The sequence below is a fragment of the Duganella sp. GW821-FHT07F09 genome (assembly GCF_059418705.1).
Genome location: NZ_JBWKQJ010000009.1, coordinates 88222 through 114736, shown reverse-complemented (window position 1 = coordinate 114736; position 26515 = coordinate 88222). Strand labels below are relative to the sequence as shown.

The window sequence follows — 26515 nt, the reverse complement described above, 5'->3', positions numbered from 1 at the left end:
GTGCATGCATGAGCCGGCGTGACTTCCTCCGCACGATGGGCAAATCGGCCGGCGCCAGCGCCGTGCTGGCGACCTTTCCACCCTCCATCCAAAAGGCGCTGGCCCTCCCCGCCAACCAGCGCACCCGCAGCCTGCAAGATGTCGAGCATATCGTCGTGCTGACGCAGGAGAACCGCAGTTTCGACCATTACTTCGGCACCCTGGAAGGGGTAAGGGGATTCGGCGATCCGTTTCCGGTTCCGGTGATGGACCGGCAAAATCTCTTCAATCGCAAATCGGTCTTCGTGCAGCGCTTCGCCGGCGGGGCGCCGGTGCCTGGCCGGCCCAACTGGCCCCAGGGCCGCGCCATCGCGCCGTTCCGGCTCAATACGGTGCAGGACTTTCCAGTCATGCGCGTGGCCGGGACGCCACATTCCTGGCTCGACGCCCAGCTGGCCTGGGACCACGGAAGGATGAATGACTGGTGCGCGGTCAAGCAGAACCACTCGATGGGCTATTACGCCGACGCCGACATTCCGTTCCAGTTCGCGCTCGCGCGCGCTTTTACCATCTGCGACCATTATCACTGCGCAACCCAGACCGGTACCAACACCAACCGGCTGTTCCTGTTTACCGGTCACAACGATCCTCTGGCGGCCGCAGGCGGCCCTTCGACCGACAACAGCCGCGACGACTTCAATCCGGACATGTCCACCGATTACTTGTGGACCACCTATCCGGAGCGGCTCGAAGCGGCGGGTATCAGCTGGCAGGTCTACCAGAACATGGCGGACAACTTCACCGATAACTCGCTGGCGGGATTCCGCTCTTTCCGCAACGCGTGGTATCGCCGGCCGGGCTATTCGCAATCCTTGCGCGATCGCGGCACCACGACGCGCGACCTCGACCTGCTCAAGGCCGACGTGCTTGCCAACCGCCTGCCGCAGGTCAGCTGGGTCGTCGCCACCGCCGAAGGCTCGGAACACCCGGGTCCATCGAGTCCCGCGTCGGGCGCCGACTACATCGCGCGCGTGCTGGACGCCCTGACCGCCAATCCTGAGAGCTGGAGCAAGACGGTCCTGCTCATCAACTTCGACGAGAACGACGGCTTCTTCGACCACATGCCACCGCCGGCGGTCCCGGCGTACACGAGCTATAGCGGCAACCCGGCGCAGTCGCAGCTGGCCGGCGCGTCGACCGTCGACACGACCGGCGAGTACCATCACGTGCTCAACGGCGCCGATGCACGGACGCACCACCGCCCCTACGGTCTCGGGCCGCGCGTGCCGATGTATGTCATCTCGCCGTGGACCAAGGGCGGCTGGGTGAATTCGCAGGTGTTCGACCACACATCGGTGGTGCGTTTCATCGAGGCGCGTTTCGGTGTGCGCGAGCCGCTCATCAGCCCATGGCGCCGTGCGGTGAGCGGCGACCTGCTGTCCTGTTTCGACTTCGCCAACCCGAACGACAACGGGTTCAAGCAACTGCTGCCGGAAACGGCTGCGCGGCGTTCGATGGCGCTGAGCTTGCCAAATACCAAGGTGCCCGCAACGCCGACCAGCCTGGTGGCACCCGTCCAGGCCGCCGGCGTGCGTCCGGCGCGCGCGCTGCCCTACGAACTCCAGGTGCAGGCGCAGGTGCCAGCGGGCGGTGGCCAGGTGGAGCTCAGATTCGACAACCTGGGCGAAGCCGGCGCTGTGTTTCATGTGTACGACCGCCTGGCGTTGGAGCAGGTCCCGCGCCGCTATACGGTCGAACCTGGCAAACAGCTCACAGGCCGCTGGAACACCGCATCCGCCTACGATCTTTGGATACTGGGACCGAACGGTTTTCATCGCCACATCGTCGGGGACGTGCGCGGCGCAGGCAACGCCGCATGGCCGGAGATCAGCCTGCGCGCCGAACGCAGCGCCGGCGAGCTGGTCATCGACCTGGTCAACAATGGCGCACAGCCATGTACCTTCGAACTCACCGCCAACAAGTATTACGCGAACAAGCCGTTGGAAGTGCGCGTGGTCGCACGCTCGAGGAGCACCGTCCGCCTTTCCCTGGCATCGAGTTCCAACTGGTACGACTACAGCGTGCGTGTGGCTGGCTTGCCGGGCTGGTTGCGCCGCTTCGCCGGCCATCTGGAAAACGGCTTGCCGTCTATCAGTGACCCTGCGATGCGCGGGGCAGCGCAACTCGACCAGTACCGCGTCGTTTGACTTTTACAAGGAGCTTTTCATGAAGTGCAGATTTCTCGTTGCCGCGGCGTTGTTCGCCGTGGCGTGTAGTGGCAAAGCTGACGTCATCTATGGTCAGAACCTCGTTGTCAACGGCGATGCCGAAGCAGGCGTGAGCGGCTGGACCGGCTACCCGGATTACAGCATGGTCCAGTCGGTGGACTATGGCAACAATTGGGTGCTGCCCACCCAGCCCGGCCCGGTCGATCGCGGAACCAAGATGTTCGCCGGCTTCGGCCAGTACGCCGTGGGCGTTCAGACCCTGGACTTCGGCGTGCCGACGGCCCATAACAGTTCCTATTCCCTGAGCGGATGGCTCGGCGGCTGGACCGACCAGGGCGACAACGCCCTGTTCTATGTGCAGTTTCTCGATGCGGCGAACAATGAGATAGGAAACGCCGCGATCGGTCCCGTCACCCCGCAAGATCGCGGCAACCAGACCGGCCTGTTCTACCGGGAATCTGCGGGAATCATGCCTGCTGGCACCAGCAAGCTATCGTTCTGGCTGTCGATGGAGCGTCTCGTTTCGGGCGACAACGATGGCTATGCGGACAACCTGTCCTTCATCGCGCGGGATACCGCCAGCGTGGTACCGGAACCGGGCATGGCGGCGATGTACTTGCTGGGCTTGGGCATGTTGGCCGGGGCGCTGCGCCACAAAACGCGCGCGCTTATGTCCGGGTCAGAAACTGCATCACAAGGGGGCGATCGATGAGCGGGCCGACCTCGGCGAAGTGCTTGCAGTGGACGGTGGCGACGGCATACATGGGTTGGCACCCATGAGGATGTGCGCCAGCGAATCACATGAGCATGACGTGGTGGGTCAACATCTCGGAGTGGCCCACTAGCGTCACCTCCACGGGCGCATGGTGCTGCGCCTCGGCGCTACCGGCGTCGGTATGTGGCCGGGCATTTGCCTCCGTCGAAGCATGTGCCGCTTCCTGCGCGGCGGGGAGTTTGTCGGTGACCGGCTTCGCCGTCGCGTTGGTGGTGTTTGCTGCGGGACGAGCTTGGTTCGGCGATTGCGCGATTGTGCCGTCCTCGTCGCCGGGGTCGTCACCGCCCCCACCACCGCCGGCGTCCTTCAGGTTGTGGTGCAAGATATACGATCCAGGCTTTTCCCCAGCCCAGAAGCATTTGTCGCCGACGGTGATGTGCTGTACCTGAATCTGGCCGATCGAATCGACGGCGGTCACTTTTTCCCAGCGCACCGAGGCTTGCTCGCCGTCCTGGCGCACCGCCACCTGTTTGCCAAGCAAATCAGGAGCCAGCACCAAACCCTCCGGTGTTGGAATGGGGGCGGTGTCCGAGCATTTGAGGCTCGCGCCGCTCGCGGTGGTGATCCGGAAGCCCGCTGCGGTTTTAATCTGGGAATAGCTGACCACTCCACGTCCTGGTTCCAGCGTACGCTCGTCGGCCAGCAGCATTTCGTCGCCGACCGTGATGTCACCGGCCAAGCGTCCGTCGGGCAGGAGGGAGTCGATACTGACGCAGGCTCCGACGTCGCCATCGCCGCCGCCACCGCCGTTATCGCCACCCCCTCCATCATCGCCGCCGTCGGCTGGAGGTGTGGGAGTATCGTCGGGAGGGGTGTCGTAATTGCCACCGTCGGCGCTGCCGCTTCCACCGCTGGTCGCGTAATCGTCCGGCGGGATGTATAGTGCGGCTTTGCTGGGGTCGGCGGCCCATGCCTTGCACGCGGTTTGATAGTTTGGATCCGATGCAAACTGCGTGGTCGCATAATTGACCATGCTGGCCTGGAATGCGCTCGAGCGGGGATCTGTCGTTGCCGATAGCGCCGTATAAGTCGCCAGCATGTCGTAGTAGAGATTTGGATTGGCTATTACACCGGCTACCTGGAGGTTGCCGCCTGCCTGGTGATCCTCCATCGCCACGATGAAATTGAACGCCGCCGCTTCGCCCTCCCGGGTGTAGCAATAGTTCTCCAGCGCGGCAGGTGAGACGGCGATGTTGTGCGCGTCTGTTGTTGCATTCACTCCGTGCCCGACCTCGTGTACAACCGTTTCTTTCAAGGCATCGTCAAAGCTAATGTTTTGTTTAATGGCCGTGTGCTGAACCTCGTCCGTATTCACCCGGATTACGCCGCCACTGATAATGCCGTTTTCGGATTTGTAAGCTAGAAAAGCCGAATGTTCCGTGCCGGTTACATAATCAATATAAGTTTTCCCGGCTATTAATCCGTCAACGCGTGAATGCATCGTGCCAGACGATAATGACGAGCTTATCTGCTGCAGGGTTGGAGTGGCAGGCATATTATTTTTCAGTCCGTGTTTTGTACGAGGTTTTCGAAAGCTCTATCATTGCGGCACATTGGCCAGTTTCTAAAACACTGATAGCCACGTCGAATTTTCCTTGCTTTGGAAATTTGAATTCGTATCGGCGGGCTGGAGTATAGGGTAGGGCAGGTTCGGTCAGTACCCGCTCGCTCGATGGCGAGGCAGCGACCTGGAAGAACTTGCTTAAATCTTCCTGACTAAGGCAAATCGCCTTGTTTTTGGCGATGAAATGGAGCGTTCCACCTGTGTCCCGCTCTGCAAGTCGATTGACGGTGGAATAATGAAGAAACGTGAGTTGCGCTGTTTCCCTGTCGTCTTTGGATGATGCCGAATTGCAGATTTGGAATTTCCCCTCGGTTGGATCGTCGAATGGGGTACACTTCGTATGCAATTCAACCGCTAATACCCGCGCCACCTGTTGGGGGGAAATAGGCTCGGATGATAATGCGATGGATTTTATCGCGGACAGCTTGCGGGCCGTATCGGCATTGATCTCCGCAGCGACGCTGTCGTATGAGGACAGCATCATTAATGCGGCGTACATAACTGCGCTCCAATGCCTAGGAAGTCGATTTTTAATTCGCATGCCCTTGCTCTCATCCTCATATTCAACGATTCAAATATAACATGCTCAAAAAGCAAACGTTAAATAATTAATGTATCGTAAAGTATTGCAATGTACATTGATGTAAGAATGTGAAGGTTGGTAGTTGAAGATTGGCCGGAAATTGCGATGCAGCGGCGCGCCATTGATTGTCGTCAGTAGCGGGTGCAGTTCGATACCTGTGGTTACTTTCCGAGTCGAGGGTCGGAGATGTGGAGAGATTTGCTAAGGCGAGGGATTTCCGCCATTCCAAAGTATATTGACGTTCTTGAATGCCGGCAGCGACGATTATCGTTATCCGGCACGATAGGTGCGACACTGTCGCACCAATGTAGCCCATCCACCTACATCAAGATCACGTCGTACTGCTCTTGATGGTAGGCTGTCTCCACCTGCAACGAGATTTTCTTGCCGATGAAATCCCCCAGCATCGCCAGGTGCTGGGACTCCTCCTCGAGGAACATGTCGACCACCTCCTGCGAGGCGAGAATGCGGAATTCGCGTGGGTTGAACTGCTTGGCTTCGCGCAGCAGTTCGCGCAGGATCTCGTAGCAGATGGTACGCGAGGTCTTGACCTGGCCTTTGCCGGCGCAGGCCGGGCAGGGTTCGCACAGGATGTGCGCCAGCGATTCGCGCGTGCGCTTCCTCGTCATCTCCACCAGGCCCAACGCCGAGAAGTTCGACACCGACACCTTGGTGCGGTCGCGCGACAGCGTCTTTTTCAGCTCCTGCAGCACGGCGTTGCGGTGCTCGTTGTTCTCCATGTCGATGAAGTCGAGGATGATGATGCCGCCCAGATTACGCAGGCGCAGTTGGCGCGCGATCGCGTGCGCCGCCTCCAGGTTGGTTTTGAAGATCGTGTCGGCGAAATTGCGCCCGCCGACAAAGCCGCCGGTGTTGACGTCGATGGTGGTCATCGCCTCGGTCTGGTCGACGATCAGGTAGCCGCCGGATTTGAGGTCGACGCGCCGGCCCAGCGCGCGCAGGATCTCCTCCTCGACGCCGTACAAGTCGAACAGCGGCCGCTCGCCGGTGTAGTGCTGCAATCGCGGCAGCACGCCGGGCGTGTAGGCCTTGCCGAATTCGACCAGGTTCAGATAATTCTCGCGCGAGTCGACCTGGATGGTGGCCGTGTCGTCGTGGACGAAGTCGCGCAGCACGCGCTGCGCCAGGCTCAAATCCTGGTGCAGCAGGGTGGTGGCGGGTTTGGTTTTCGCGCCGAGCGTGATCGCGCCCCAGGTCTTGCGCAGGTATTCGACGTCGGCGGCGATGTCGGAGTCCGAGGCGTCCTCCGCCTGCGTGCGTACGATGTAGCCGCCTTTTTCGTCGGCCGGCAGCAGGCTTTGGAGCCGCGTGCGCAGCGCTTCGCGCTCCGCTTCCTTTTCGATCTTTTGCGAGATGCCGATGTGGGCGTCCTGCGGCAGGTACACCAGCATGCGGCCGGCGATGGAGATCTGCGTCGACAGGCGCGCGCCCTTGGTGCCGATAGGGTCCTTGATGACCTGCACCGTCAGCACCTGGCCGTCGAACAGGATTTTTTCAATCGGGGTGGGGGCGGCGTTTTGGCCGCCGTCGTGCGGGCGCGCCTCCCAGATGTCGGCCACGTGCAAAAAGGCGGCGCGTTCGAGGCCGATGTCGATGAAGGCCGACTGCATGCCGGGCAGTACCCGCACCACCTTGCCGGAATAGACATTGCCGGCCAGGCCGCGCGTGAGCGTGCGTTCGATGTGCAGCTCTTGCACGGCGCCTTGCAAAATCAGGGCGACCCGCGTTTCCTGCGGGGTGATGTTGATCAGGATGTCTTCGTTCATTTGTCTCGGCGGCCGGCTGGCGCGGCTTCTGTGGCTATGTGAAGACTGATCATACACGCCACTTACGGCAGCGGCAAACCCGCCTGCCGCAGCAGCTGCGCGGTCTCGTACAGCGGCAGCCCCATGATGCCGGAATGGCTGCCGGCGATGTGTTCGATGAATTGCGCGGCGGGGCCCTGGATGCCGTAGCCGCCGGCCTTGTCGTACGGTTCGAGCGTGGCGCAATAGGCGGTGATGGCGGCCGGCGACAGCACGCCGAAACGCACTTCCGACACCTGCGTGATTTGCCCGGTGAAGTCGGCCGAATGCACGGCGATGGCGGTCAGAACCTGGTGGGTGCGGCCCGACAGCTGCGTGAGCATGGCGTTGGCTTCGGCGCGGTCGGCAGGTTTGCCGAGGATTTGGCCGTCGATGGTGACGGTGGTGTCGGCGGTGAGCACGGCGCGCGGCTTGAGGTGGCGGCGCTGCACCAGGTTGTAGCCGAAGGCGGCTTTTTCCTGCGCCACGCGGGCCACGTAGTCGAGCGGCGCTTCGCCTTCGATGACGTCTTCGGTGACGTCGGCGCCGCGCGGACCGTCGGCGCGCAGCAGCAGCAGTTCAAAATCGATGCCGATCTGGCGCAGCAGTTCGCGCCTGCGCGGGCTTTTGGAGGCGAGGTAGATCTTTTTTTCGACCAGTTTCATTTTTTCCGACGCATCAAACTCTGTGGTAAGGGTGGTTCTGGGTGATCGACCAGGCACGATACAGTTGTTCGGCCAACAATACCCGTACCATACCATGAGGGAGCGTCATACTGGAAATCCGGATCAGCCCTTCGGCACGGGCCTTGAGCTCCGGATCGAGGCCGTCGGCCCCGCCGATCAGGAAGGCGGTGTCGCGCCCGTCCTGCTGCCAGGCTTCGAGCTGCTGGGACAAGCCGACCGAGGTCAGGTCCTTGCCACGCTCGTCGAGGGCGATGATGCGCACCGATTTGGGCAGCGCCGCCTCGATGCGCTCGCGTTCGAGCGCCATCGCGGTGGCGGCTGTCTTGCTGCCCGAACGGTCGACCGGCTTGATTTCCTTGAGCACGATCTTCAGTTCCGGCGGCATGCGCTTCGCGTATTCGGCGAAGCCCGTTTCGATCCAGGACGGCATTTTATGGCCGACCGCAGCGATGATCAGCTGCATCGTGGATTATTCCGCGACTTTTTTGATACGCTTGATGACCGTCTTGGCCGGCGCTTCGTCCGCTTTCGGCTTGGCGGCCTTCGGCGCTTTCGGCTTCGGCGGCAGGGCTTTCAGCGCTTCGGCCGAGGCGACGGCGCTCTTGGTCTTGCCGACCTTGATGGTTTTGCCGACCGGGATGGCGGCCTTCTTGGCGGCCGGTTTCTTCTCGGCGGCCGGTTTGGCGGCGGCGGCTTTGCGGGCCGGGGTCTTCTTCTCGATCACCGGCGAGGCGTCGACGGCTTTTTTGCCGGCGGCCAGGTGGCTGGAGATTTTCTTCGGCTCGTCGGCTTCCTCGCCTTCCTTGGTCGACTTGCGCTTGGCGGCGCCCAGCTTGACCGGCTTGTCGCCCCAGATTTCTTCCAGGCGGTAGTAGGCGCGGATCGGCGCTTGCATGATGTGGACGATCATGTCGCCCAGGTCGACCAGCACCCATTCACCGGTGTCCTCGCCTTCCATGCCGTAGACGTCGCCGCCGGCGGCTTTGACCTTGTCGCGCACCGAGGCGGCCAGCGCCTTGGTTTGGCGGTTGGAGGTACCGGAGGCGATGGCGATGCGGTCGAAAAGGCTGGTCAGGTGGGTGGTGTCGAACAGCGTGATGTCTTGTGCCTTGACGTCTTCGAGGGCGTCAACGACGAGGGATTGCAGTTTTTTGATGTCCATTTAGCTTTTGTATAGATTGTGTTGTTCAATATAGTCTAGCACTAGCGGCGGGATAAGCGAGTTTGCCTGTTCCCCCCGTTGTAATGCCGCACGTATTTCGGTGGCGGAGATATCCACCGCGAAGTCTTGTGCCAGATAAGTCAGACCGTGCGGCGTGTTGCGGATTTGTTCAGGCGTTCCCATACGACTGGAGAACGCCGCGGCGACCGCCGGCGGAAGGCCGGCGGCGCCTATGTCGAAGCCAGGGCGGGCCGCTACGCAGATATGGGCGTAGTCGAACAGCGCCTGCCATTCATTCCAGGTGTCGAGCCGCTGGAGCTGGTCGGCGCCCATCACGAAAGCGATGCAGGCGTCCGGACCCAGCTCGGCGCGCACCAGGCGCAGCGTCTCGATGGTGTACGTTGGCAGGCCCTTGGCGGCGCGCTCGATCTCCTGCATATCGATCAAGACGTCGAACGGCTGGCCCTTGAAGGCGATGGACACCATCTCGGCGCGCTGTTCCGGGGTCGCCTTGAGCATGGCTTTTTGCCACGGCAGGCCGGCCGGAATCACGCGCAGCTGGTCCACTTGCAGCAATTGCGCGAAATAGGCGCCGAGGGCGATATGACCGTGGTGGACCGGATCGTAGCTGCCGCCCAGCAGTGCAACCCGCTGTGCCATGGCCTTTGTCACGCGGCCAGCCAGTCGCGGTGCGGCAGGAAGTCGGTGTACAGCGCCGCTTCCGGCGTGCCGTCCTCGGGTTCCCAGCGATAGCGCCATTTGACGATCGGCGGCATCGACATCAGGATCGCCTCGGTGCGGCCGCCCGACTGCAGGCCGAACAGGGTACCACGGTCGAACACCAGATTGAATTCGACGTAGCGGCCGCGCCGGTAGGCCTGGAAATCGCGTTCGCGCTCGCCGTACGGCGTGTCCTTGCGGCGCTCCAGGATCGGCAGGTAGGCGGTCAGGAAGGCGTTGCCGACGTTTTGCATCAGCGCGAAGCTCCGGTCGAAACCTTCTTCGTTCAAATCGTCGAAGAAGATGCCGCCGACGCCGCGCGCCTCCTTGCGGTGCTTCAGGTAGAAATACTCGTCGCACCACTTCTTGTAGCGCGCGTGCAGGTCGTCGCCGAACGGCGCCAGCGCGTCGCGGCAGCTCTGGTGGAAGTGTTTGACGTCTTCCTTGTCGCCGTAATAGGGCGTCAGGTCCATGCCGCCGCCGAACCACCATGCAGGTTCGCCGTTGATGGTGGTCGTGGTGAAGAAGCGCACGTTCATGTGCACCGTCGGCGCGTACGGATTGCGCGGATGGATCACCAGCGACACGCCCATCGCTTCCCACGGGTTGCCGCCCAAATCCGGACGCGCGGCCGACGCCGACGGCGGCAGCTTGGCGCCCATCACGTGCGAGAAGTTGACGCCACCGCGTTCGATGACGTTGCCTTCCTCGACCAGCCGCGAAATCCCGCCGCCGCCCTCCGGACGCTCCCACTCGTCGCGCAGGAAGGCCTTGCCATCGAGCGCTTCGAGCGCGTCGATGATGCGGGCCTGCAGATCGAGCAGGAAGGCCTTGACGGCCGCTGGATTCGGGGCGGAAAGCATTGTATTTAGTGCTTCAGGCCGCGCCAGCCGATGTCGCGGCGGCACTGCATGCCTTCGAAGGAGATCTGGTCGACCACCTCGTAGGCCTGCTTTTGCGCCAGCTTGACGCTGTCGGCCAGGCCGACCACGCACAGCACGCGGCCACCGGTCACTTGCAGTTGGCCGCCCACTTCGGCGGTGCCGGCGTGGAAGGTCACCGATTCCGGCGTTTCGGCCGGGATGCCTTCGATGACGGCGCCCTTGAGCGGCGCGTCCGGGTAGCCGGCGGCCGCCAGCACCACGCCGACGGCGGTGCGGCGGTCCCATTCCAGTTCGACCGTGTCCAGGGTGCCGTTGACGGCGTGTTCCATCACCGTCACCAGGTCGGTCTTCAGGCGCGACATGATCGGCTGCGTCTCAGGGTCGCCCATGCGGCAGTTGAATTCCAGGGTGCGTGGATTGCCGGCGGCGTCGATCATCAGGCCGGCGTACAGGAAGCCGGTGAAGACGATGCCGTCCTTCGCCATGCCGGCGATGGTCGGGTTGATAATCTCGCGCATCACGCGGGCGTGCATCGCAGGCGTGACGATCGGCGCCGGGGAGTAGGCGCCCATGCCGCCGGTGTTCGGGCCTTCGTCGTTGTCCTTGAGGCGCTTGTGATCCTGGCTGGTGGCCAGCGGCAGCACGTTCTTACCGTCGCACATGACGATGAAGCTCGCTTCTTCGCCGGCCAGGAATTCCTCGATGACGATGCGGGCGCCGGCGTCGCCGAAGCGGTTATCGGCCAGCATGTCGTCGACCGCCTGATGCGCTTCTTCCAGCGACATCGCCACCACCACGCCCTTGCCGGCGGCCAGGCCGTCGGCCTTGATGACGATAGGCGCGCCGTTGGCGTCGATGTAGGCGTGCGCTTGCGCCACGTCCGAGAAGGTCTGGTATTTGGCGGTCGGGATGCCGTGGCGCTGCATGAACGCCTTGGCGAAGTCCTTCGACGACTCCAGCTGCGCCGCTTCCTTGGTCGGGCCGAAGACCTTCAGGCCACGGGCGCGGAACAGGTTGACGATGCCGCCGGCCAGCGGGGTTTCCGGGCCGACGACGGTCAGGCCGATGTGCTCCTGCTCGACGAAGGTCGCCAGTTCGTGCAGATCGGTGATGTTGACGTTGACCAGGCGCGAATCGCGCGCGGTGCCGCCGTTGCCGGGGGCGACGTAGACCATCTGGATGCGTTCCGATTGCGCCAATTTCCATGCCAGCGCGTGTTCACGGCCGCCGGAGCCGACTACCAATATTTTCATAAATCCTCAGTCTTCGATCAGCGTGTTGGAATAGACTTCCTGGACATCGTCCAGCGCTTCCAGCGCGTCCAGCAGTTTTTGCATCTTGACGGCGTTGTCGCCGGTGATGACGGTTTCGGTGGCCGGCTTCATGATGATCTCGGCCACTTCGGCCTTGAAACCGGCCGCTTCCAGCGCGTCCTTGACGGCCGCGAAGTCGTGCGGGCCGCACAGCACTTCGAAGCCGCCTTCCTCGTCGGCCACCACGTCTTCGGCGCCCGCTTCCAGCGCCACTTCCATCAGCGCGTCCTCGTTGGTGCCGGGCGCGAACAGGAACTGGCCGCAATGCTTGAACATGAAGGCCACCGAGCCCTCGTTGCCCATGTTGCCGCCGTTTTTGTTGAAGGCGTTGCGAACTTCGGCCACGGTGCGCACGCGGTTGTCGGTCATGCAGTCGACGATGATGGCCGCGCCGCCGATGCCGTAGCCCTCGTAGCGCACTTCCTCGTAGGCCGCGCCGTCCTCGCCGCCGGTGCCGCGCGTGATCGCGCGTTGCACGTTATCCTTCGGCATATTGGCGTCGGCCGCCTTGTCCACCGCCAGGCGCAGGCGCGGGTTGGTCTGGATGTCGCCGCCGCCCATGCGCGCGGCAACGGTGATTTCCTTGATCAGACGTGTCCAGATCTTGCCACGTTTGGCGTCGGTAGCGGCCTTTTTGTGCTTGATATTGGCCCATTTGCTGTGTCCAGCCATGTTCAGTCTTCCTTCGGCGCGGTTTTATTCGGGGTTGGCGATAGTCGTTGCTATGCGGTGAGGGCGGTATTTTAACATAAGGCAGGGCGCCGAAACCGCCGCCCTCTGCGGCCGGGGCCGTTTGGCCTTACAATCGAGGGATGGACAAAAGCATAACGAATGTGAACCCGGCCCGGACTGCCTATCTGGGCGGCCTGGGAATCGCCATCGGCGGCGCGGTGCTGTTCTCCACCAAGGCCATCGTCGCCAAGCTGCTCTACCGTTATGACCTCGACGCCGTCACCGTGCTGGCGTTCCGCATGATCTTTTCGCTGCCGGTGTTCGCCGCCGTCGCCGTCTGGAAGATGCGCAGCGAGGCGCCGCTGTCGAAGGCCGACCGCTGGCGCCTGATCGGCCTGGGGCTGGTAGGCTACTATTTGTCCAGTTTCCTCGATTTTCTCGGGCTGCAGTACATCACGGTGGGCCTGGAGCGGCTGATTTTGTTCCTGACGCCGACCTTCGTGCTGCTGATCAGCTCCACCCTGCTCAAGCAGCACATCAGCGGCAAGCAGTGGCTGGCGCTGCTGACCTCCTATTGCGGCATCGTGTTCGTGTTCCTGCACGATCTGGATAACGGCGGCGGCAACGTGGCGCTGGGCGCGACCCTGGTGACCGGATCGGCCGCCGCCTACGCCGTCTACCTGCTGCTGTCGGGGGAGATGGTCAAGCGGCTCGGCGCGCTGCGGCTGGTGTCGTATGCGATGTGCGTCTCCAGCGTGGCCTGCATCGCCCAGTTTTTCATCCTGCGGCCGGTGTCGGCGCTGGTGCAGCCGATGCCGGTGTACGGCCTGTCGCTGGTCAACGGCATCCTGTGCACGGTGATGCCGGTGTTTATGACGATGGCCGCCGTCGAGCGCATCGGCGCCGGCGCCGCCTCGCAGGCGGGGATGATCGGCCCCGTGTCAACCTTGTTTCTGGGCGCGCTGCTGTTGGGCGAGCCCGTCACGTCCTGGCAACTGGCCGGCACCGCGCTGGTGATCGCCGGGATTTATCTGCTGTCCAAGAGTAAAAAATAAAACTGGATAAACCGTATACATGGATAACGTTATGAAAACCCGCATCGCCCTGATCGCCCACGACAAGAAAAAAGACGACATGATTTTGCTGGCGGGCGAGTACCGCGCCTTCCTGTCGACTTGCACGCTGGTTGCCACCGGCACCACGGGCGGGCGCCTGATCAACGAGCTGGGGCTGGAGGTGGACCGCAAGCATTCCGGGCCGTTCGGCGGCGACTTGCAGATCGGGTCGATGCTGGTGCAGGGCGAGATCGATTGCGTGATCTTCCTGCGCGATCCGATGACGCCGCAGCCGCACGAGCCGGACATCAACGCGCTGGTGCGGGCGTGCGACGTGCACAACACGCCGTGCGCGACCAACGTCTCGTCGGCGCATTTGGTGTTGTCGCAATTGCAGTTGCGCGCCGCGGCCGTCTAACCGATGCGTCAATCTAAAACACGTAGGGCGGATTAGCGTAGCGTAATCCGCCATGCATGCTCCGTCGGCGGCTCATACATGGCGGATTACGGCGTTCCGCCTAATCCGCCCTACGTGGTTTAGATCGTGTCGACCGCATGTGGTCGAGAGACGCGACCTTGGTTGACAGCGGCGCGGCGCAACCGTCCGAGGCGCGCTACACTGTGGCAATTACGTAACGGAGGCAGTGATGACCAAGGCAATTCGTATCAACCGCGTGGGCGGTCCGGAAGTGATGGAACTGGTGGACGTGGACCTGCCGCCGCCCGGTCCCGGCGAGGCGCAAGTGCGCCACGGCGCCATCGGCCTTAATTTTATCGACGTCTACTTCCGCACCGGGTTGTATCCACAGCCGCTGCCGGGCGGCCTGGGCATGGAAGGCGCCGGCACCGTCGAGGCGGTGGGCGAGGGCGTGACCGAAGTGAAAGTCGGCGACCGCGTGGCCTATGCCGGCCGGCCGAACGGCGCCTATGCCGAGGCGCGCAATATGCCGGCGTCGCAGCTGCTGGTGCTGCCGGAGAAGATCGGCTTCGATATCGCCGCCGCCATGATGCTGCAAGGCTTGACGGTGCAGTACCTGCTGCACCGTACCGTGCACCTGAAGGCGGGCGACACCATCCTGTTCCACGCGGCGGCCGGCGGCGTCGGCCTGATCGCCTGCCAGTGGGCCAAGGTGCTGGGCGTGACCTTGATCGGCACCGTCGGCTCCGACGAGAAGGCGGCGCTGGCGACCGCGAACGGCGCCGATCATGTGATCAACTACAACCGTGAAAACTTCACCGAGCGGGTGCGCGAGATCACCGGCGGCAAGGGCGTGTGCGCGGTGTACGACTCGATCGGCAAGGACACTTTCATCGGTTCCCTGGACTGCCTGGCGCCGCTCGGCACCATGGTCAGCTTCGGCAACGCGTCCGGGCCGGTGCCGCCGATAGCGCTGAGCGAGTTGAACAATCGTGGGTCGTTGTTTGTCACGCGGCCGTCGCTGGGGGCGTACATGGCCACGCGCGAGGATCTGGAGGCGGCGGCCAAGTCGCTGTTCGGCGTCGTCAATAGCGGTGCGGTCAAGATCGACGTGCGCCAGCGCTATAACCTGGCCGACGTCGCCCAGGCGCACATCGATCTCGAAGCACGCAAGACGACCGGCTCGACGATCATACTGCCATGAGCGGCAGCATCTTCGAGGAGGACAAGGTCAAGGGCACGCAGCGTCGCGACGAGGAAGAGGACGACGACGGCGATTTCTCCGACATGCTGAGCGAAATGCGCATCCTGTTGCCGGGTGCGCAGATGCTGTCGGCCTTCCTGATCATCCTGCCGTTCAACACCGGTTTCGCGCATATCGACCATACGGAAAAGCTGCTGTTCCTGGCGACGTTTTTCCTGGCGCTGACCAGCCTGGTGCTGTTGAGCGCGCCGGCGATCCAGCATCGTTTGATGCGGCCGTTGAAGGACAGGGCGCGCTTCAAGCGGGTGGCGACGAAGCAGATCGTGGCCGGATCGTTCGCGCTGGCGATCGCGCTGGTGCTGGGGACCGATCTGGTGATTTCGGAGGTGTTCGGCTCCACGGTAGGCATGGTCATGGCCGGCATCATGGCGGCGTTGATCGCCGTCGCGTGGTGGTTGATGCCGATGTATTTGAAGCGCCATTCGGGCGTTTAATATCAAGAGCCACGGAGGCACGTAGGGCGGATTAGGCGGAACGCCGTAATCGGCCATCGATGCGCCGCCGACGGCTCAACCATGGCCGATTACGCTTCGCTAATCCGCCCTACGTGTTTCCGTTAACTAAGCGCGTTTTCCAGCTGCGCGAAATTGAACGGCTTCAGCAAAAACTTCGCCGACGCGTCCGACAGCCCGGCATTGTCCTTGTCATGCCCACTGACGAACACGATATCCAGCTCTGGCTGCCCGGCCCGCGCCTGCGCCGCCAGGTCGATGCCCGACATGCGCGGCAGGCTGATATCGGTCAGCAGCACATCGATATCCCCGCGCTCCATGCGTTGCAAGGCCTCCTCGGCCGATCCCACCGCGTCGACCATGTGTCCAAGCGACTCCAGCAACTCCGCTGTCAGCATGCGCGCGTCCTCGTTGTCCTCGACCAGCAGGATGCTGCGACGGCGTCCGCCGCCGGGCTGCGCCGGCGCAGCCTTCATGCTCGACCTCTCCCGGTGCAGCGCTTCCACGTGCTGGCGGTTGGCGAACATGAACCGGATCTTGCGCGCCAAATCTTCGCGCCGGTAGGGCTTGCTCAGCAACTCCACGCCGGCGTCGAGCCGGCCGCCATGCACGATGGCGTTTTGCGTGTACCCCGACGTGAACAGGATCTCCAGCCCCGGCAAAATGGCCTTGGCCCGGCGCGCCAGGTCCGGACTGCGCAATTCGCCCGGCATGACCACGTCGGTGAACAGCAGATCGATCGGCAGGCCGCTGTCGATGATCGATAGCGCGCTTTGGCCGTCGGCCGCCTTGAGCACCGTGTAGCCGAGGCCCTTGAGGATTTCCACCACCGTCTCCTGCACCTGCGGGTCGTCCTCGACCACCAGCACGGTTTCGTTGCCGCCGATTACAGGACCGTTGAGCGCCGCCGGCAGGGTTTCGAGCTCGGCCATCGAACGCGGCAGATAGAGCTTGAACGTGGTGCCGTGGCCGACTTCGCTGTAGACCTTGATGTGGCCGCCGCTTTGCTTGATGAAGCCGTAGGCCATGCTCAGCCCCAGGCCGGTGCCTTCGCCCTCGCGCTTGGTGGTGAAGAAGGGCTCGAAGATCTTGTCGGCCAGGTCGGACGGGATGCCGCAGCCGGTGTCGGAGACGGCCAGCATGACGTACTGGCCGGCGCACACCTCCGGATGGCCGGCGCAATAGGCGGCGTCCAGCTCGGCGTTGCGCAGCTCTATCGTCAGCTTACCCTGGCCATCCATGGCGTCGCGGGCGTTGATCGCCAGGTTCAGCAGCACGTTTTCCAGCTGGTTGGGGTCGATCAGCGTGTGCCACAGACCGTTGTCGACCGCCAGTTCGACCGCGACCGATTCGCCGATCGCCCGTTGCAGCAGGTCGTCCATCGCGCCCAGCAGCTCGCGCAGGTCGGCCACCACCGGTTTGAGCGGGTGGCGGCGGGCGAACGACAGCAATTGCGAAGCCAGCCGCGCGCCGCGTTCGACCGCGATCGACGCCGTCGTCAGCCGCTTCATGGTCGCCTCGTTGGTGTCGGCCGACAATTGCAGCAGTTGCAGATTGCCGGAGATGATTTGCAGCACGTTGTTGAAGTCGTGGGCGACGCCGCCGGTCAACTTGCCGATCGATTCGAGCTTTTGCGCCTGCAGCAGCGCCGATTCGGTTTCCCGCAGCGCTTCGGCGGCGCGTTTTTCGTCGGTGATGTCGCGCCCGACGGCGTGGATCAGGTCGACGTCCGGCACCGCCGTCCAGGAGATATCGCGCCACGAGCCGTTCGCGTGGCGGTAGCGGTTTTCAAAGCGCAGCGTGGTCAGGCCGCTGGCCAGCCGGCCCACCTCGTTCGACGTGGCGGCATGGTCGTCCGGATGCACCAGGGTCATGAAGTTGCGGCCGACGATGGCCGGCGCCTCGTAGTCGAGGATCGTGGTCCAGGCCGGATTGACGGAGACGATCTCCGAGTTGAAATCGGCCACCAGCATCAAGTCGGTGGACAGGCGCCACATGCGGTCGTGGTCGGCGGCCTGCTGGTTCATCAGCTTGCGCTCGCGCTCGTCCGCCTCGCGTCGCCGGGTGATGTCGCGCGAGATCGACAGCAGGCCTTGCAGCGAGCCGTCACTGCCGAGCAGCGGGCTGACCACCACGTCCCACCACTTGGGCGTGCCTTTGGCGGTGGGGCAGAACGCCTCGAAGTGGCCGATGCCGCCGGTGCGGGCGGTTGACAGGGCGTTGTGGACTTGCTGGCGGGTCGCTTCGGGCCACAGGCTGGGCCACATCTCGCCGCACACGGCGCCAAAATCATCGATCTCCATCGCGCACTGGCCGTTGACGTTCATCCCCAGCAGGCTGCCATCGATGCCGATGATCTTGACGCAGTCGGGGCTGTTTTCGAATATCGACAGGTAGGCTTGCCGACGCGAGGCATCGGCGCTCGCCGCTGTCAGTGCGGTGTGATCGTGTGTTTCCATAAGCTCCAAAGGCCGGGACGGATTTCGCGGTAGAAAGTTGTGCGGTCTCGCGGGGTCTGGGCCAGTGGCACGCACGCAGTGTACATCAGCGTACACAAGGGACGGCGTCTTGTTGAGTAAAAAAAATCAACGATGCAGGTTAGGTACGCAAGCGTACAGATGAGTTAGCGCGGGTTGGCTATTCTGTGTCTCAAGCCAAGCCATTCCGGTTTGCACCAATCAGGAGCAACATCATGAACAAAGACCAAATCGAAGGTAAGCTGAAAAACATCGGCGGCAAGATTCAGGAAGAAGTCGGCGATCTGATCGACTCGCCAGAGCAAGAAGCCAAGGGCCTGCGCAACCAGGCCGAAGGTAAAGTACAAGAGAAAGTCGGCGACGTGAAAGAAGCCGTCAAAATCGTCACCAAGTAAGTTTGGTCGCGGTTGAAAAAAAGCCCCTGTGTGCCGATGCACACAGGGGCTTTTTCATGGGGAAGCGCTAAAGCACGTCAGTTGGTCCGGGCCGGCGCGGCCTGTCCGGCCACCGCCGCCGGCGCCTCCACCGCCTGGGTGGTCGGATCGATCTTGAGGTCGACCCGGCGCGGCACGCCGCTCTGGCCGGGGAAGCCGGTGAACGCGCTTTGCACCAGCGCCGGCATCACATACGGCGTGGCCTGGATCAGGCTGGTGTTTTGTACCGTCACGTCATACAGCTTGCGGCCGGTCGTGGTGTTGATGGTCACGCGCAGCTGGCGCTGGTATTGGTGCTTGATGCGTTCTTCCATGCGCATCGAGTGGAAGCGGAACGGGTCATAGAAATACGGACGATAGCCCCAGCGCGAATAACCCCAGCCATAACGGCCGTAGCCCGGACCCCAGTACGGGCCCATGAACGGATCGTCCGCTTCCAGCACGCGCACCGGATGGTCGATGGTCACGTATTTCATGCCCACCAGCAATTTCGGCTGTTGGCCTTCGGCGGCTTGGCGGAAGCCCAGCTTGGCCAATTCATTGCTCACAAGAACTTGGTAGCTGCGGTATTCCAGGGTGTCGTCGGCCCCTTGCGGCGCTTCGAAGGCATAGGTTTTGTCCGGCAGGTCGGTAGGCCAGTCGTTGAAGGCGGTGACGTTGCTGCGGATGGTGGTGGCGCAGCCGGTCAACAGCATGACGGCGGCAGTCGCCAGAATGGCGAGATATTTCATGATGATGCCCTCTCAGGTAAGACGGTATGTTCCAGTGCTAAGTTTATGACGCACGCCCGGACGTTGCACGATTATTACAGATTGTTACGGCAGCGTGGAGACAAGCAACTTATTTAGTGCAACTTATTTGGCGAACCCGGCTCCGACCATGTCCGTCGCGGGCGATTCACACGTCCGCCGGCGCTGGTATTGGTAAAATAGGCTTTTGCCTACGTCCACCCAGAGCCCCCATGCGCACAGATAGCAGCCCCACGACGATATATCGCAAAGATTACACCCCGCCAGCTTTCCTGGTCGATACGGTTGAACTGGGATTCGATCTCGACCCCGATCGCACCGTGGTGGCCAATCGCATCACGATGCGCCACAACCCCGCGAGCCAGAGCCAGGACATCGTGTTGCACGGCGAGGAGATCGAACTGGTGCAGGTGCGCATGAACGGCAAAGCGCTGGCGCCGACCGAATACAAGCTCGACGGCTCGACGCTGACGATCAAGAAGGCCCCGGACAAGGTGGTGCTGGAGATCGAAACGCTGTGCGCGCCGGTGCAAAACACCACGCTGTCGGGGTTGTACGTCTCGAACGGCAACTTCTTCACGCAATGCGAGGCCGAGGGCTTCCGCCGCATCACCTATTTCCCGGACCGTCCGGACGTGATGGCCAAATACACCGTCATGCTGCGCGCCGACAAGGCCGCTTATCCGGTGCTGCTGTCGAACGGTAACCTGATCGAAGAGGGGGACCTCGACGACGGCCGCCACTACGCCAAATGGGAAGACCCGTTCAAGAAGCCGTCCTACCTGTTCGCGCTGGTCGCCGCGCGCCTGGTGTGCCAGGAAGAGAAGTACACGCTCAACTCCGGCCGCGAAGTGCTGCTGCAGGTGTGGGTGGAGGAGGGCAACCTCGATAAGACCGACTACGCGATGCAGTCGCTGAAAAACTCGATCCGCTGGGACGAGGAGCGCTTTGGCCTGGAACTGGACCTGGACCGCTTCATGATCGTCGCCGTCGGCGACTTCAATATGGGCGCGATGGAGAACAAGGGCCTCAACATCTTCAACACCAAGTTCGTGCTGGCCAATCCGCGCGTGGCGACCGACGTCGATTACGCCGGCATCGAGGCGGTGGTGGGCCACGAGTACTTCCACAACTGGACCGGCAACCGCGTCACGTGCCGCGACTGGTTCCAGCTGTCGCTGAAGGAAGGCCTGACCGTGTTCCGCGACCAGGAGTTCAGCGCCGACATGATCGGCACCGACAGCGGCCGCGCCGTCACCCGCATCGACCAGGTGCGGACCTTGCGCCAGGCGCAGTTCCCCGAGGACGCCGGCCCGATGGCGCACCCGGTGCGTCCGGACTCCTTCGTCGAGATCAACAACTTCTACACCGTGACCGTGTACGAAAAGGGCGCCGAAGTGGTGCGCATGTATCAAACCCTGGTGGGCCGCGAAGGCTTCCGCAAGGGCATGGACCTGTACTTCAAGCGGCATGACGGCCAGGCCGTCGAATGCGACGACTTCCGCGCCGCCATGGCCGACGCCAACGGCCGCGACCTGCGCCAGTTCGAGCGCTGGTACAGCCAGGCCGGCACGCCGATTGTCACCGCGCGCACGCGCTACGACGCCGTCAAGCGCAACTTCGACATCATCCTCAGCCAGCGCTGCGCCGCATCGGCCGGCCAGTCGGACAAGCTGCCGTTCCACATTCCGGTGGCGGTCGGCCTGTTGTCGGCCAGCGGCAAGGACCTGCCTTTGACTTTAGAGGGCGGCAAGCACGCCAAGGGCGCCACCACGGTGGTGCTGGAGTTGACCGAGCAAGAGCAGATTTTCCGCTTCCGCAATGTCGACGAACGTCCGACGCCGTCGATCCTGCGCGACTTCTCGGCGCCGGTGGTGCTGGAATACGACTACACCGATTCCGAGCTTCTGCACCTGTTCAGCCATGACAGCGACCCGGTCAACCGCTGGGAAGCGGGCCAGCGCCTGGCCATGGCGCGCCTGCTCAAACTGACCGCGCAAGTGGCGGCCGCCGGCGGCAGCGACGCCAACCTGAAACTGGACGCCACCTTCATCAGCGCCCAGCGCACCTTGCTGACCGACGACACGCTCGATCCGGCCTTCCGCGAGTTGGCCCTGATCCTGCCCTCGGAAACCATCATCGCCGAGCAGATGGACGTGGTCGACCCGCAGGCGATCCACACCGCGCGCCAGTTCATGCGCCGCACCATCGGCGCCGCGCTCAAGACCGAGTTGCTGGCGCAGTACCACGCCAACCAGACGCCGGGCGACTACAGCCCGGACGCGCTGTCGGCCGGCAAGCGGGCCTTGAAGAACCTGTGCCTGTCCTACCTGATGGTGGCGCCGGACATGGCGGAGCTCAAGCTCGCGCAACAGCAGTTCGAAAAGGCCGGCAACATGACCGACCGCTCCGCCGCGCTGGTGGCGATGATCCACAGTGGCGCCGAAGCCGGCCCGTATCTGAAGAACTTCTACGAGGACTTCGAAAGCGAAGCGCTGGTCGTCGACAAATGGTTCGCCATGCAGGCGTCGGCGCCGACCACCGACGTCGCCGGCGTGCGCAAGTTGATGCAGCACCCGGCCTTCACCTTGAAGAACCCGAACCGCGCGCGCAGCTTGATCTTCAATTTCACCAGCGGCAATCCGTCGCAGTTCCACGCCGCCGATGGCAGCGCCTACGAATTCTGGGCCGAGTACGTGATCAAGCTCGACGCCATCAACCCGCAGGTCGCCGCGCGGCTGGCGCGCGGCATGGACCGCTGGCGCCGATACGCCCCGGCGCTGCAGGCCAAGATGAAGCGCGCGCTGGAAAAGGTCGCGGCCCGCGCCAAGCTCTCGAACGACGTGCTTGAAGTGGTGACCAAGGCGCTCGCGAACTAACAAAAGATTTAAACGATTTATATTTCACCACAAGGGAAACCATGAAACGCATCAGCCTCACTCAATACCTGGTCGAAGAACAGCGCCAGAACAACTCGATCCCGGCCGAACTGCGTCTGCTGATCGAAGTGGTCGCGCGCGCGTGCAAGACCATCAGCCATGCCGTGGGCAAGGGCGCGCTGGGCGAAGTGCTCGGCACCGCCGACACCGAAAACGTCCAGGGCGAAGTGCAGAAAAAGCTCGACATCATCTCCAACGAGATCCTGCTCGAAGCGAATGAATGGGGCGGCCACCTGGCGGCGATGGCGTCGGAAGAGATGGAAACCATCCACCCGATCCCGAACCGTTATCCGAAGGGCGAGTACATGCTGACCTTCGACCCGCTGGACGGCTCCTCGAACATCGACGTCAACGTCTCGATCGGCACCATCTTCTCGGTGCTGAAGGCGCCGGAAGGCATGGGCGAACCGACCGAGGAAGCGTTCATGCAGGCCGGCACCAAGCAAGTCGCCGCCGGCTACGCCGTCTACGGCCCGCAGACCATGCTGGTGCTCACCACCGGTAATGGCGTCAACTGCTTCACGCTGGACCGCGAAATGGGTTCGTGGGTGCTGACGCAGCGCGACATGAAGATCCCGGCCAAGACCAAGGAATTCGCCATCAACATGTCGAACGCGCGCCACTGGCACGCGCCGGTCAAGCGTTACGTCGACGAGCTGCTGGAAGGCGAAAACGGCCCGCGCGGCACCAACTTCAACATGCGCTGGGTGGCCTCGATGGTCGCCGACGTGCACCGCATCCTGAACCGCGGCGGCATCTTCATGTACCCGGCCGATACGCGCGACACGTCGATGCCGGGCAAGCTGCGTTTGATGTACGAGGCGAATCCGATGGCCTTCATCGTCGAGCAGGCGGGCGGCTCGGCCACCGACGGCACCCAGCGCATCATGGACATCCAGCCGCACAAGCTGCACCAGCGCGTGCCGGTGTTCCTGGGATCGCGGGACGAGGTGGCGGTGGTGACTGGCTACCATCAGGGCTGATTAGGCCGTTTCTAGCCTGTTTGGCGCACAAAGCAATGACATTTTTGCAGCATGGCTAAAATTTATCGGTTTAGGGCTAGCGTGCAGTAAGAAATATTTGTTAGAATGTGCGACTTCGCCGCTTTAGCTCAGTTGGTAGAGCAGTTCATTCGTAATGAAAAGGTCGCCAGTTCGATTCCGGCAAGCGGCACCAGAACACAGTAGTTTGCTGTACTAGAAGTCTAAAAACCCGCGTTCTCCTCTGGAGGCGCGGGTTTTTTGTAGCTGTGGTCTTTGGCGAGATATTGCCTGATGCATCAGTCCATTTGTCTGCCGCCGGCTCGAGACAATCAGAGCCAGTATTTTAACCATCAACTGATAGTGCAAAACGTTGGGACCTTGGGACATAGGGTCGCCGGGTCGCCGAGAGCAGAAGGCATTTGCTCTTGGGACCAGTGATCGTAGGCGGAAGGCTTATCGGCATCTGCAAGTCCTAGCTTCGTGTGTTAGCGGGGGAGCGTGCTCCTGGCCCAGTTTATGCCAGATCGTGCCGCAGCGTCGCCAAATTACTCTAACTTACTTGCATACCGCCCATCAACTAGCCTCTCATGAGCTCGATGCCGGACTGAGGCAAATTAGCTGGACACCGTTTTCGTATAAGTCCGCACTCCTATGCTCGCGCTAGTTCCGGTCAACTATCCTCACTGGATGGCATTAGCATATCCGTGGGATTATTCGCTAACAGAGGAAGAGGCGTGTTGCTGGGCAACTCTTCCGCCCTTGCTTGTGTATTCCAGACAATTTGCGAAATTTCAACAATTCTATCGACGAACGGTTTCGCGTCGTTACCAAATTTTCCGAATGCTACGCCAGCATCGCCAATAAGTCCCCAAAATTTGTCTAAGTCCGACACTCGCTTATGGAGTTCAGATTGCAATCTCTCAAGCCGTGCTAATAGGCGGCTGCGATGGTTATCTTCAAAAAGCGCGGAAGAGGTGAGCTGATCGCGTAGTTCACTGATTAAATCCTGAATCCTAGAAACGTCGGCGGTCGAAAATTCGTAATTGAACTTTGTTCCTAATAGCGTTGCAAAGCGATTCTTGATACGTGCAAGATCTACTGCTGCCAAATCTTTTTTCTTTTCTTCTTGTAAATGTTGTAGGAATTGGTATATTTTAGTGCAGTTATCGGAAGTGGTGCCGTCCATTTTGGGAAAGGTTAACCCCATATTTAAAAGATTTCCTTCCTCAATTGCGCTTAGTAATCCGAACGCTTCAAAAAGTATTTCTTCCTGTTGACCTCCCCAGTCGCCCCCACCTGACATTTGCTCTTGCACCTCTTCAATTGCAGTCTTGCAAATGCGCACGGTGGCGGCAAGAGGGTCGTCTCCAACGCTTGATATGAATTCTTCAGAGAAAAACATATTATCCTTATGGTGTAGTTCCGATCATTGTGGGGGCGTGACATTAGGCCTAATTTGTAAGCCTAATGCCGTCATCGATACTTTCGTCGGGCACGTGCTTTTGTCCGTGAGATGAGTGTGAATGAGACGAACCACTGTTATAGATGTCACTAAAGGCCGAGTTTACTCTTTGCTTCTCGGACCAGTTCAAGGGCACCTCTGTTCATTTGTCCTTCATGGTCTTCACGGAGCCATTTAAAAAACATATCGAAAATGGGCTGGTTACGCTTACGGCCATCGAATATCTCATCCTGCAGTGCTCTAGAAGCTTTTTGCATCTCGGGAATGCTTGCGCCAGCTATTGCTTCATTCCAAAGTTTCTCTGAGTGTGCTTTTAATTTATCTAAGCGTTCCGCCGCGTCCCGTTGCTCGACTAACTGCCTAATACCGAGTACATAGGTTGCCGAAAACGGCACCATAACGCGGACAACAAATTCCTCGAAAGTTAAACCCATGGCGAGCGAAAACCAGACTGCTGCTGCTGCAAGCACAGAGAGAACCACAGTGACAATTGCGGCATATCGTCTACGTAGTTTTGAGTCCCACCAACAGTTCGACCTCTGACAAACGATAGCTCCCCAATGCAAAGGCAATTGTTGAACGCTATGGGGATACCAGTCAGAGAGCGAGGGCATTCTATTTGCCCAGGTTTTATATTTCATCGCCTGCTCAAAGATTAGCTCGGGATCCAATTTTTTGCCAACTTTTAGCTCGTTCCATGAAAGCGATAGCACGTCGCAGTCAAATAGTTCCTGAGCTTTGGCTGCGGACTCTCGGAGCCGTTTTTGCCATGGTGTGAAACAGAGCACGTCAAGTAGAACAGCCATTATTCCCCACAGAGCAATATAGCTTTTAAGGTCTGGGACAGAAAGGCCGAGCAAAGCAATTGCGACACCGACGATTCCGCTAATGAGGAATTGAGTTCCCATTACTTTTTTTGCGCTGGCATAAAGCTGCCGTTGAGCTGCAAGACGTTCTAGTTGATTTGGCTCATTTTGACGGGTGTTGATGGTACTCATGTCCGGTAGTAGCTTGGAAATTTGTTATCGTAAAGAGTGCGCCACCAATCAAATGCCTCGCTAATTTTGCCTCCTGACTCCGCAATCCAAGCTTTTTCTGCACGTGTTGAGGCGGTGGCAAGTTTTGAGAGCGTCTCTACTCGTGCTGCGTCAGATTTGCATGCGCGAATATATCCGGAAAACCCCATCGGATCTTGCATGCCTGGGAGACCTTCATCGCATAATTTCCGAAGAAAAGCCTTTATGTCAATCGAAAAAATAATGGCATTTTCCCCATCGGCATATTTGGCAATCTTCATTTCCAAATAAAAAGATGAGATCGGTACTTTCTGATAATACTTCCATGCTTTGATGAAACGTATCAAAGTCTTTACTTTTCCGCCGTGTCTATCATCGACCTGTTTTACGTAAGCATTGTGCGCATCAGGACATGCGCGCATCCAGCCACCCTCACAATCGGCGATTTCATAAACTTTATATCCATGCTCATCCTTGATGTAGTCAGCCGGCACAACTTCGGTATCCTCAGATCGATATGTTCCAAACGGTATTGATATGGCCGGGCAACTGACACTCACACCAGTCGACGGGAAGCGGGCGTCTAAAGCGTTCTTGACTTTGATCAATGAGGCGGTAGAGGTTTGAGTAAGCTGACTTGTGGGAATGGAGGCTAGGTAGTCGACGTCGCTATAGCCCGAGACACTTGTGCCATTGCCGAAGGAACCAATCCTGACGAATCGTGTCAGGCCAAAGTTATTCTTAAGGCAAGCCTCTATTGAGGTTCGATGGCTTTTCGCCGCTGTGGTCTCCCCCACGGTCGCCTTGAGATTGGTGAGAAAGTCAGCAAAACCTTCGTCGATGCTACGCGGCATAACTCTTCCAAGTTTTCGTGGTTGACGATGCTATATTATCA

General features: G+C 61.0%; 24 protein-coding genes and 1 tRNA gene. 10 read left to right on the top strand and 15 right to left on the bottom strand.

From position 1 onward, the window contains the following. Positions 1 to 8 precede the first annotated feature (8 nt). Together AC07P1_RS22995 and AC07P1_RS22990 are read left to right on the top strand one after the other, a co-directional pair. Positions 9 to 2186, top strand: a complete 2178-nt coding sequence (locus AC07P1_RS22995; protein ID WP_494698024.1) for a phosphocholine-specific phospholipase C — start codon at positions 9 to 11, stop codon at positions 2184 to 2186. Between the two features lie 19 nt (positions 2187 to 2205). Next, complete coding sequence (locus AC07P1_RS22990; RefSeq protein ID WP_494698023.1) at positions 2206 to 2919, top strand: PEP-CTERM sorting domain-containing protein; 714 nt, start codon at positions 2206 to 2208, stop codon at positions 2917 to 2919. Positions 2920 to 3004: 85 nt separating this feature from the next. On the opposite strand, the gene AC07P1_RS22985 is transcribed toward AC07P1_RS22990, so the two are convergent. The 10 genes from AC07P1_RS22985 to AC07P1_RS22940 form a co-directional block, all read right to left on the bottom strand. Then, a complete protein-coding gene (locus AC07P1_RS22985) occupies positions 3005 to 4477 on the bottom strand; it encodes a hypothetical protein (RefSeq protein ID WP_494698022.1) in 1473 nt (490 codons plus the stop codon). 1 nt (position 4478) lies between these two features. After that, positions 4479 to 5045 (bottom strand): hypothetical protein, encoded by a 567-nt coding sequence (locus tag AC07P1_RS22980; protein WP_494698021.1) that lies wholly within the window; start codon positions 5043 to 5045, stop codon positions 4479 to 4481. A 404-nt stretch (positions 5046 to 5449) separates the two neighbouring features. Then, the gene (gene rng, locus AC07P1_RS22975) at positions 5450 to 6916 is read right to left on the bottom strand and encodes a ribonuclease G (RefSeq protein WP_315214086.1); all 1467 of its coding nucleotides are present in this window, start codon (positions 6914 to 6916) and stop codon (positions 5450 to 5452) included. A 62-nt stretch (positions 6917 to 6978) separates the two neighbouring features. Next, the gene (locus AC07P1_RS22970; RefSeq protein ID WP_315214088.1) at positions 6979 to 7599 is read right to left on the bottom strand and encodes a Maf family nucleotide pyrophosphatase; all 621 of its coding nucleotides are present in this window, start codon (positions 7597 to 7599) and stop codon (positions 6979 to 6981) included. A gap of 13 nt (positions 7600 to 7612) precedes the next feature. After that, positions 7613 to 8083: a 23S rRNA (pseudouridine(1915)-N(3))-methyltransferase RlmH gene (gene rlmH / locus AC07P1_RS22965; protein ID WP_090323211.1), complete on the bottom strand. Its 471-nt coding sequence runs from the start codon at positions 8081 to 8083 to the stop codon at positions 7613 to 7615. 6 nt (positions 8084 to 8089) lie between these two features. Beyond that, complete coding sequence (gene rsfS, locus AC07P1_RS22960) at positions 8090 to 8782, bottom strand: ribosome silencing factor (RefSeq protein WP_090323208.1); 693 nt, start codon at positions 8780 to 8782, stop codon at positions 8090 to 8092. Continuing rightward, on the bottom strand, positions 8783 to 9442 hold the full coding sequence (locus AC07P1_RS22955) for a nicotinate-nucleotide adenylyltransferase (RefSeq protein ID WP_494698020.1): 660 nt from the start codon (positions 9440 to 9442) through the stop codon (positions 8783 to 8785). It abuts the gene before it with no gap. Positions 9443 to 9450: 8 nt separating this feature from the next. Further along, complete coding sequence (hemF, locus tag AC07P1_RS22950) at positions 9451 to 10365, bottom strand: oxygen-dependent coproporphyrinogen oxidase (protein WP_494698019.1); 915 nt, start codon at positions 10363 to 10365, stop codon at positions 9451 to 9453. A gap of 5 nt (positions 10366 to 10370) precedes the next feature. Further along, positions 10371 to 11639, bottom strand: coding sequence for a phosphoribosylamine--glycine ligase (purD, locus tag AC07P1_RS22945; RefSeq protein WP_494698018.1), 1269 nt, complete (start codon positions 11637 to 11639; stop codon positions 10371 to 10373). 6 nt (positions 11640 to 11645) lie between these two features. Beyond that, positions 11646 to 12371: a YebC/PmpR family DNA-binding transcriptional regulator gene (locus AC07P1_RS22940; RefSeq protein ID WP_363503040.1), complete on the bottom strand. Its 726-nt coding sequence runs from the start codon at positions 12369 to 12371 to the stop codon at positions 11646 to 11648. A 140-nt stretch (positions 12372 to 12511) separates the two neighbouring features. On the opposite strand from AC07P1_RS22940, the gene AC07P1_RS22935 reads away from it, so the two are divergent. From AC07P1_RS22935 to AC07P1_RS22920, 4 genes are all read left to right on the top strand, one after another. Continuing rightward, positions 12512 to 13426 carry a DMT family transporter gene (locus tag AC07P1_RS22935; protein ID WP_494698017.1) on the top strand — a complete coding sequence of 305 codons (915 nt, stop codon included), beginning with the start codon at positions 12512 to 12514 and terminating at the stop codon, positions 13424 to 13426. A gap of 31 nt (positions 13427 to 13457) precedes the next feature. Then, positions 13458 to 13844, top strand: coding sequence for a methylglyoxal synthase (locus tag AC07P1_RS22930; RefSeq protein WP_494698016.1), 387 nt, complete (start codon positions 13458 to 13460; stop codon positions 13842 to 13844). A gap of 229 nt (positions 13845 to 14073) precedes the next feature. Continuing rightward, positions 14074 to 15048 (top strand): quinone oxidoreductase family protein, encoded by a 975-nt coding sequence (locus AC07P1_RS22925; protein ID WP_494698015.1) that lies wholly within the window; start codon positions 14074 to 14076, stop codon positions 15046 to 15048. Further along, on the top strand, positions 15045 to 15542 hold the full coding sequence (locus tag AC07P1_RS22920) for a DUF6328 family protein (protein WP_494698014.1): 498 nt from the start codon (positions 15045 to 15047) through the stop codon (positions 15540 to 15542). The genes AC07P1_RS22925 and AC07P1_RS22920 overlap by 4 nt, the downstream gene beginning before the upstream one ends. A 122-nt stretch (positions 15543 to 15664) precedes the next feature. On the opposite strand, the gene AC07P1_RS22915 is transcribed toward AC07P1_RS22920, so the two are convergent. After that, a complete protein-coding gene (locus AC07P1_RS22915) occupies positions 15665 to 18019 on the bottom strand; it encodes a hybrid sensor histidine kinase/response regulator (RefSeq protein WP_494698013.1) in 2355 nt (784 codons plus the stop codon). A 233-nt stretch (positions 18020 to 18252) separates the two neighbouring features. Between AC07P1_RS22915 and AC07P1_RS22910 the strand changes: the two genes are divergently transcribed. Further along, positions 18253 to 18432, top strand: a complete 180-nt coding sequence (locus AC07P1_RS22910) for a CsbD family protein (protein ID WP_315214116.1) — start codon at positions 18253 to 18255, stop codon at positions 18430 to 18432. A gap of 77 nt (positions 18433 to 18509) precedes the next feature. Here AC07P1_RS22910 and AC07P1_RS22905 read toward each other — a convergent pair whose 3' ends face one another. Further along, entirely contained in the window at positions 18510 to 19202 is a 693-nt protein-coding gene (locus AC07P1_RS22905) for a DUF4136 domain-containing protein (RefSeq protein WP_494698012.1), read from the bottom strand. Between the two features lie 230 nt (positions 19203 to 19432). Between AC07P1_RS22905 and pepN the strand changes: the two genes are divergently transcribed. From pepN to AC07P1_RS22890, 3 genes are all read left to right on the top strand, one after another. Then, entirely contained in the window at positions 19433 to 22099 is a 2667-nt protein-coding gene (gene pepN, locus AC07P1_RS22900) for an aminopeptidase N (protein ID WP_494698011.1), read from the top strand. A gap of 41 nt (positions 22100 to 22140) precedes the next feature. Next, entirely contained in the window at positions 22141 to 23142 is a 1002-nt protein-coding gene (locus tag AC07P1_RS22895; RefSeq protein ID WP_494698010.1) for a class 1 fructose-bisphosphatase, read from the top strand. A 117-nt stretch (positions 23143 to 23259) separates the two neighbouring features. Then, positions 23260 to 23335, top strand: a tRNA-Thr gene (locus AC07P1_RS22890). Positions 23336 to 23812: 477 nt separating this feature from the next. Here the strand turns inward: AC07P1_RS22890 and AC07P1_RS22885 are convergent. The 3 genes from AC07P1_RS22885 to AC07P1_RS22875 all read right to left on the bottom strand — a co-directional run bounded on the left by AC07P1_RS22885 (position 23813) and on the right by AC07P1_RS22875 (position 26474). Further along, on the bottom strand, positions 23813 to 24544 hold the full coding sequence (locus AC07P1_RS22885) for a hypothetical protein (RefSeq protein ID WP_494698009.1): 732 nt from the start codon (positions 24542 to 24544) through the stop codon (positions 23813 to 23815). A 149-nt stretch (positions 24545 to 24693) separates the two neighbouring features. Beyond that, positions 24694 to 25602, bottom strand: a complete 909-nt coding sequence (locus AC07P1_RS22880; RefSeq protein ID WP_494698008.1) for an S-4TM family putative pore-forming effector — start codon at positions 25600 to 25602, stop codon at positions 24694 to 24696. Then, the gene (locus AC07P1_RS22875) at positions 25599 to 26474 is read right to left on the bottom strand and encodes an SMODS domain-containing nucleotidyltransferase (RefSeq protein ID WP_494698007.1); all 876 of its coding nucleotides are present in this window, start codon (positions 26472 to 26474) and stop codon (positions 25599 to 25601) included. The genes AC07P1_RS22880 and AC07P1_RS22875 overlap by 4 nt, the downstream gene beginning before the upstream one ends. Between the last annotated feature and the right edge of the window lie 41 nt (positions 26475 to 26515).

Coding starts and splice junctions, on each gene's coding strand:
- AC07P1_RS22995 (WP_494698024.1), top strand. CDS start 9: ATGAGCCGGCGTGACTTCCTCCGCACGATGGGCAAATCGGCCGGCGCC.
- AC07P1_RS22990 (WP_494698023.1), top strand. CDS start 2,206: ATGAAGTGCAGATTTCTCGTTGCCGCGGCGTTGTTCGCCGTGGCGTGT.
- AC07P1_RS22985 (WP_494698022.1), bottom strand. CDS start 4,477: ATGCCTGCCACTCCAACCCTGCAGCAGATAAGCTCGTCATTATCGTCT.
- AC07P1_RS22980 (WP_494698021.1), bottom strand. CDS start 5,045: ATGTACGCCGCATTAATGATGCTGTCCTCATACGACAGCGTCGCTGCG.
- rng (WP_315214086.1), bottom strand. CDS start 6,916: ATGAACGAAGACATCCTGATCAACATCACCCCGCAGGAAACGCGGGTC.
- AC07P1_RS22970 (WP_315214088.1), bottom strand. CDS start 7,599: ATGAAACTGGTCGAAAAAAAGATCTACCTCGCCTCCAAAAGCCCGCGC.
- rlmH (WP_090323211.1), bottom strand. CDS start 8,083: ATGCAGCTGATCATCGCTGCGGTCGGCCATAAAATGCCGTCCTGGATC.
- rsfS (WP_090323208.1), bottom strand. CDS start 8,782: ATGGACATCAAAAAACTGCAATCCCTCGTCGTTGACGCCCTCGAAGAC.
- AC07P1_RS22955 (WP_494698020.1), bottom strand. CDS start 9,442: ATGGCACAGCGGGTTGCACTGCTGGGCGGCAGCTACGATCCGGTCCAC.
- hemF (WP_494698019.1), bottom strand. CDS start 10,365: ATGCTTTCCGCCCCGAATCCAGCGGCCGTCAAGGCCTTCCTGCTCGAT.
- purD (WP_494698018.1), bottom strand. CDS start 11,639: ATGAAAATATTGGTAGTCGGCTCCGGCGGCCGTGAACACGCGCTGGCA.
- AC07P1_RS22940 (WP_363503040.1), bottom strand. CDS start 12,371: ATGGCTGGACACAGCAAATGGGCCAATATCAAGCACAAAAAGGCCGCT.
- AC07P1_RS22935 (WP_494698017.1), top strand. CDS start 12,512: ATGGACAAAAGCATAACGAATGTGAACCCGGCCCGGACTGCCTATCTG.
- AC07P1_RS22930 (WP_494698016.1), top strand. CDS start 13,458: ATGAAAACCCGCATCGCCCTGATCGCCCACGACAAGAAAAAAGACGAC.
- AC07P1_RS22925 (WP_494698015.1), top strand. CDS start 14,074: ATGACCAAGGCAATTCGTATCAACCGCGTGGGCGGTCCGGAAGTGATG.
- AC07P1_RS22920 (WP_494698014.1), top strand. CDS start 15,045: ATGAGCGGCAGCATCTTCGAGGAGGACAAGGTCAAGGGCACGCAGCGT.
- AC07P1_RS22915 (WP_494698013.1), bottom strand. CDS start 18,019: ATGGAAACACACGATCACACCGCACTGACAGCGGCGAGCGCCGATGCC.
- AC07P1_RS22910 (WP_315214116.1), top strand. CDS start 18,253: ATGAACAAAGACCAAATCGAAGGTAAGCTGAAAAACATCGGCGGCAAG.
- AC07P1_RS22905 (WP_494698012.1), bottom strand. CDS start 19,202: ATGAAATATCTCGCCATTCTGGCGACTGCCGCCGTCATGCTGTTGACC.
- pepN (WP_494698011.1), top strand. CDS start 19,433: ATGCGCACAGATAGCAGCCCCACGACGATATATCGCAAAGATTACACC.
- AC07P1_RS22895 (WP_494698010.1), top strand. CDS start 22,141: ATGAAACGCATCAGCCTCACTCAATACCTGGTCGAAGAACAGCGCCAG.
- AC07P1_RS22885 (WP_494698009.1), bottom strand. CDS start 24,544: ATGTTTTTCTCTGAAGAATTCATATCAAGCGTTGGAGACGACCCTCTT.
- AC07P1_RS22880 (WP_494698008.1), bottom strand. CDS start 25,602: ATGAGTACCATCAACACCCGTCAAAATGAGCCAAATCAACTAGAACGT.
- AC07P1_RS22875 (WP_494698007.1), bottom strand. CDS start 26,474: ATGCCGCGTAGCATCGACGAAGGTTTTGCTGACTTTCTCACCAATCTC.